This is a genomic window from Dietzia sp. HMSC21D01 (assembly GCF_001815995.1).
GTDB lineage: Bacteria > Actinomycetota > Actinomycetes > Mycobacteriales > Mycobacteriaceae > Dietzia > Dietzia cinnamea.
The window spans coordinates 1-4,739 of sequence record NZ_KV824081.1; the positions used below are offsets into that span (position 1 = coordinate 1).

Sequence of the window (4,739 nt, forward strand, 5' to 3'; positions counted from 1 at the left end):
CGCCGCACCCGCCGCGCTCCTCCCGCCGCCCTCGCCCCGTCACGCTCGGGGCGAGGGCGGCGCGGTTCTCTGACCGCGCCCCACGCCACGTATCCTGGGGGGTATGGCGAAGAGCGAGGTCAGCAAGGCGGACAAGAAGGCGGCCCGGGCCGCACGGCGCGCGGCGGGCAAGGAGCAGCGCGGCCAGATGTGGCAGGCGCTGAAGATCCAGTCCAAGCAGGACAAGCTCCTGTGGCCGCTGATGATCGGCGCGCTCGTGCTCGCGACGGTCGTCTTCTTCCTCCTCGGCACCCTCTGGGGCGGCGAGTGGTGGATGCTGCCCCTGGGCGTGCTCGTGGGCCTCATGCTCGCGATGGTCGTGTTCTCGCGGCGCGTGCAGAACACCGTGTACGGCAAGGCCGAGGGCCAGCCGGGTGCCGCCGCGTGGGCGCTGGACCAGCTGCGGTCGGGATGGCGGGTCAACCAGGCCGTCGCCGCCACCACCAGCTTCGACGCCGTCCACCGCGTGGTCGGCCGCTGTGGGATCGTGCTCGTGGGCGAGGGCCAGCCGCACCGGCTCAGGCCGCTCATGACCCAGGAGAAGAAGAAGGTGGCCCGCGTCGTGGGCGACACCCCGATCTACGAACTGATCGTGGGCGACGACGCCGACGCCACCCCGGAGCAGGTGCCGCTGCGCAAGCTCAACCGGCGTCTCACCCGATACCCGATGAACATCAGCCGCGCCAAGGTCGACGCCCTCGACACCCGTCTGCGGGCCCTGAGCACCAAGACCGGCGTGCAGAACCAGATGCCCAAGGGCCCGGTCCCCCAGGGCGCGAAGGTCCGCAACATCCAGCGCAGCGCCCGCCGTCGGGGCTGATGCTCAGCGGGAGCGGATGAGCGCCGTGCCGGTGGCGCGGTCGTGCATGCCGCGGCCGTCCTCGTCCTGGATCAGCGGGGGCAGCAGGAAGAAGATGAACACCACCCGCACCAGCGAGCGGACGAAGCCGACGCGCTCCTCCGCGTCCACCCGGGCGGTGCCGATCCCGAGCACCGCCTGGCCCGGGGTCTGCGCGAAAAGCCAGACGCAGACCACGCCGATCACGCCCCACACCAACGGCACCGCCCAACTGGACACCGCCGCGAACGAGTCACCGCCCAGCACACCGGGCCCGGCCACGGACACGACCGCGGCCACCAGTCCGTAGGCCAGGAACCAGTCGACGACGAGGGCTCCGAAACGGACGCCGAGCGGGGCCATCGAGCCGGGGCCGGACTCCGGCAGACCGAGGTTCTCGCCCTTGAACTTCTGCTCCGGCCCGCTGCCGGCGGTGGGTCCGGACAGCCACGATCCCGCTACATCACGCATGGGGCCAGCGTAGCCCGGCGACCTGCCGTTCCTCATGTCGGCGACCCCCGCCCCGCACGACTAGGCTTGCCCCATTGGGAGGGACACCCCCGGCTGTCTCGTGTAACACCGGCGAAACATTCGCTTGACGGCCGGGCAACACCTCGCCCATATCGTGAGGTCACCGCACGACGGGAGACACCGGTCGCCCGTCGCACTTGAAGAGACGAGGAGCGAATCGTGGCATTCTCCACTCCGGACGAGGTCATCAAGTTCATCAAGGACGAGGGCGTCGAGTACGTCGACATCCGGTTCACCGACCTGCCGGGCAACGAGCAGCACTTCACGATCGCCGCAGCGGCGTTCGACGAGGACGTGTTCGAGGACGGCCTGGCCTTCGACGGCTCCTCCATCCGGGGTTTCCAGTCCATCCACGAGTCGGACATGATGCTCCTCCCGGACGTCGCCACCGCGCGCCTGGACCCGTTCCGCCGGGCCAAGACGCTCAACGTCAGCTGCTTCGTCCACGACCCGTTCACCCGTGAGGCCTACAGCCGCGACCCGCGCAACGTCGCCCGTAAGGCCGAGGAGTACCTGATCTCCACCGGTATCGCCGACACGTGCTTCTTCGGCGCCGAGGCCGAGTTCTTCATCTTCGATTCCGTCCGCTACGGCTCCGGCACCAACCACGGCTTCTACGAGGTCGACTCGAGCGCCGGCCACTGGAACAGCGGCGCGGGCTCCGAGGCCGACGGCTCAGCCAACCTCGGCTACAAGGTCCGCGAGAAGGGCGGGTACTTCCCGGTCGCCCCGTACGACCACTTCGTCGACCTGCGTGACGAGATGTCCACCAACCTCACGAACGCCGGCTTCGAGCTCGAGCGCTTCCACCACGAGGTCGCGAGTGCCCAGCAGGAGATCAACTACAAGTTCAACACCCTGCTGCACGCCGCGGACGACGTCCAGCTGTTCAAGTACATCGTCAAAAACACCGCGTGGAAGAACGGCAAGTCCGCCACCTTCATGCCCAAGCCCCTCTTCGGCGACAACGGCTCGGGCATGCACGCCCACCAGTCGCTGTGGAAGGACGGCCAGCCGCTGTTCCACGACGAGTCGGGCTACGCCGGACTGTCGGACATCGCGCGCTACTACATCGGCGGCATCCTGCACCACGCGCCGTCGCTGCTGGCGTTCACCAACCCGACGATCAACTCGTACCACCGGCTCGTGCCCGGCTACGAGGCGCCCATCAACCTCGTGTACTCGCAGCGCAACCGCTCGGCCTGCGTGCGCATCCCGATCACGGGCAACAACCCCAAGGCCAAGCGCATCGAGTTCCGCTGCCCCGACTCCTCCGGTAACCCGTACTTCGCGTTCGCCGCGATGATGATGGCCGGCCTGGACGGCGTGAAGAACAAGATCGAGCCGATGGCTCCGGTCGACAAGGACCTCTACGAGCTGCCGCCGGAGGAGGCCGCGGACATCCCGCAGGCGCCCACCTCCCTGCCCGCGGTGATCGACCGCCTCGAGCAGGACCACGAGTACCTCACCGAGGGCGGCGTGTTCACCGAGGACCTCATCGAGAACTGGATCTCGTACAAGCGGGAGAAGGAGATCGCCCCGGTCAACCTGCGGCCGCACCCGCACGAGTTCGAGCTCTACTACGACTGCTGAGCGCCCGGCGATCTGATCGCCGGCCCTGCATGATCCGGAGTCCGTAGCCCCGGAAACCCGAAACGCCCCGGCCCCACGGCCGGGGCGTTTACGGTTGTGCCAGGTAGCACTGGTCGCCCGGATCGCCACCGGGCGGTGGGCCGGGAAGGAGCCGGGATCACCATGGACACGGACGCTTTCGACTTCCGCAGCGCCTCCCCGCGGGCCAGGCCGCTCAAGGTGGTCGCCGCCGCCCTGGACCCCGAACACGATCCCGACGCCGACAGCGACGGTCAGGGCTACCCGGTCCTGCTCAAGCTCTCGCGGGTGCTGGACCCCGAGGAGGCCCGCCTCATCCTCGAACGCAACCCCTTCCTCCACGCCACGGCCGGTTCCCGCAAGCTCATCGCCATGGACACGTCCGTGGAGACCCTCCGGGAGCAGAAGGACCGCCTGCAGTTGCTGCTCGCCGAGGCCGAGGCGGACGCCCTGGCCGAGCAGGCGCGACGACGCATGGAAGAGCACCGCGCGGCCGAACTGCGCGTGGCCGAACTGCGGCGCCGCAACGAGGTCCTCGGCGAGATCGAGTGGTGACCGGCGACCGGATGGAAAGCGCCCGTCAGCGTGGGAGAATCCGCCCATGAACTCGCCGCTGCGTTCCCGTTCCGCCCCCGGCACCGCGCGGTCCGCGTCCGGCGCCGCCCGATCCGCCGTCGACCACCCGGCGCTCGAGTGGCTGGCCCGCGCGGGCTTCGTGATGAACGGCGTGGTGCACCTCCTCATCGGCTGGATCGCCGTGCGGATCGCGCTGGGTTCCGGCGGCGGCGAGGCCTCCAACTCCGGAGCGCTCGCCCAGATCGCCGCCGCGCCCGGCGGGCGGGTGATGCTGTGGGCGGGAGCCGTCGCGTTCCTCGCGCTGGGCCTGTGGCAGGTCGTCGAGGTCCTGCTGGGGTCCGAGGAGGCGTCCGACCGGCTCAAGGCCGGCGCGAAGGCAGCCGTCTACGTGGCCCTGGGGCTGACCACCGCACGGTTCGCGTCCGGCGGTGGCGGGTCGGACTCGGAGACCGCCTCCGGTGCCACGGCGGGTCTGCTGGGTTCGGGCGTCGGGAAGGTGGCGCTGGTGGTCGTGGGCCTCGTCCTGCTCGGCGTGGGCGGCTACCACGTGTACAAGGGCGCGACCGCGAAGTTCGTCGAGGACCTCGAGCGCACCGGCCGAGGTCGGGTCGGCCGCGCGGTCATCATCGCGGGGCGGGTGGGGTACGTCGCCAAGGGCGTGGCGCTGGCGATCCTCGGCGGACTGGTGATCGCGGCCGTCGTCACCGCGGACCCCGAGAAGGCCGGCGGGCTGGACGCCGCGCTGCGCACGGTCGGCGACCAGCCCTTCGGCCAGGTGCTGCTCGTCCTCACCGGCGCGGGCATCGCCCTGTTCGGCGTCTACTCGATCGCGCGGGCCAGGTTCGCCCGCATGTGACCCCCCGCGGGCGGCGCCCCGCCACCGGGCGGCCGGCCTCAGCCCAGCTTGGGGAAGTTCTGCGGACAGTAGGTCCCGACCGCAGCGCCGAGGAAGAAGCCCTGCCCGTCCGGATCGAGCCCGGCGCGCTCGCCGAGCCAGCCGGACACCTCGTCCATCTGCTGCCCCCCGTCGAAACGGCCGCACGCCTCCGTGGCCGTGGCGACCGGGTCCACGCCCGCGGGCAGCGTCACCCCGCGACGCTCGAGCAGCGCCACGAAGTCGCCGGCGCCCGAGGCGGGCTGGGCC

6 protein-coding genes are annotated in these 4,739 nt (G+C 70.6%); 4 read left to right on the top strand and 2 right to left on the bottom strand.

All coding sequences use genetic code 11. From position 1 onward, the window contains the following. The first annotated feature begins 103 nt into the window (after window positions 1-103). A complete protein-coding gene (locus tag HMPREF3086_RS15165) occupies window positions 104-859 on the top strand; it encodes a DUF4191 domain-containing protein (protein ID WP_070722734.1) in 756 nt (251 codons plus the stop codon). Window positions 860-862: 3 nt separating this feature from the next. On the opposite strand, the gene HMPREF3086_RS15170 is transcribed toward HMPREF3086_RS15165, so the two are convergent. After that, window positions 863-1,348: an RDD family protein gene (locus HMPREF3086_RS15170; RefSeq protein WP_070722736.1), complete on the bottom strand. Its 486-nt coding sequence runs from the start codon at window positions 1,346-1,348 to the stop codon at window positions 863-865. 219 nt (window positions 1,349-1,567) lie between these two features. Between HMPREF3086_RS15170 and glnA the strand changes: the two genes are divergently transcribed. The 3 genes from glnA to HMPREF3086_RS15185 all read left to right on the top strand — a co-directional run bounded on the left by glnA (window position 1,568) and on the right by HMPREF3086_RS15185 (window position 4,451). Beyond that, window positions 1,568-3,001 carry a type I glutamate--ammonia ligase gene (glnA, locus tag HMPREF3086_RS15175; RefSeq protein WP_070722738.1) on the top strand — a complete coding sequence of 478 codons (1,434 nt, stop codon included), beginning with the start codon at window positions 1,568-1,570 and terminating at the stop codon, window positions 2,999-3,001. 162 nt (window positions 3,002-3,163) lie between these two features. Next, window positions 3,164-3,574: a hypothetical protein gene (locus HMPREF3086_RS15180; protein ID WP_070722739.1), complete on the top strand. Its 411-nt coding sequence runs from the start codon at window positions 3,164-3,166 to the stop codon at window positions 3,572-3,574. A 46-nt stretch (window positions 3,575-3,620) separates the two neighbouring features. Then, window positions 3,621-4,451: a DUF1206 domain-containing protein gene (locus tag HMPREF3086_RS15185; protein ID WP_070722742.1), complete on the top strand. Its 831-nt coding sequence runs from the start codon at window positions 3,621-3,623 to the stop codon at window positions 4,449-4,451. 38 nt (window positions 4,452-4,489) lie between these two features. On the opposite strand, the gene HMPREF3086_RS15190 is transcribed toward HMPREF3086_RS15185, so the two are convergent. Then, window positions 4,490-4,739 (bottom strand): DUF732 domain-containing protein (locus tag HMPREF3086_RS15190; protein WP_141764119.1); only part of this gene is annotated, 250 nt, incomplete at its 5' end.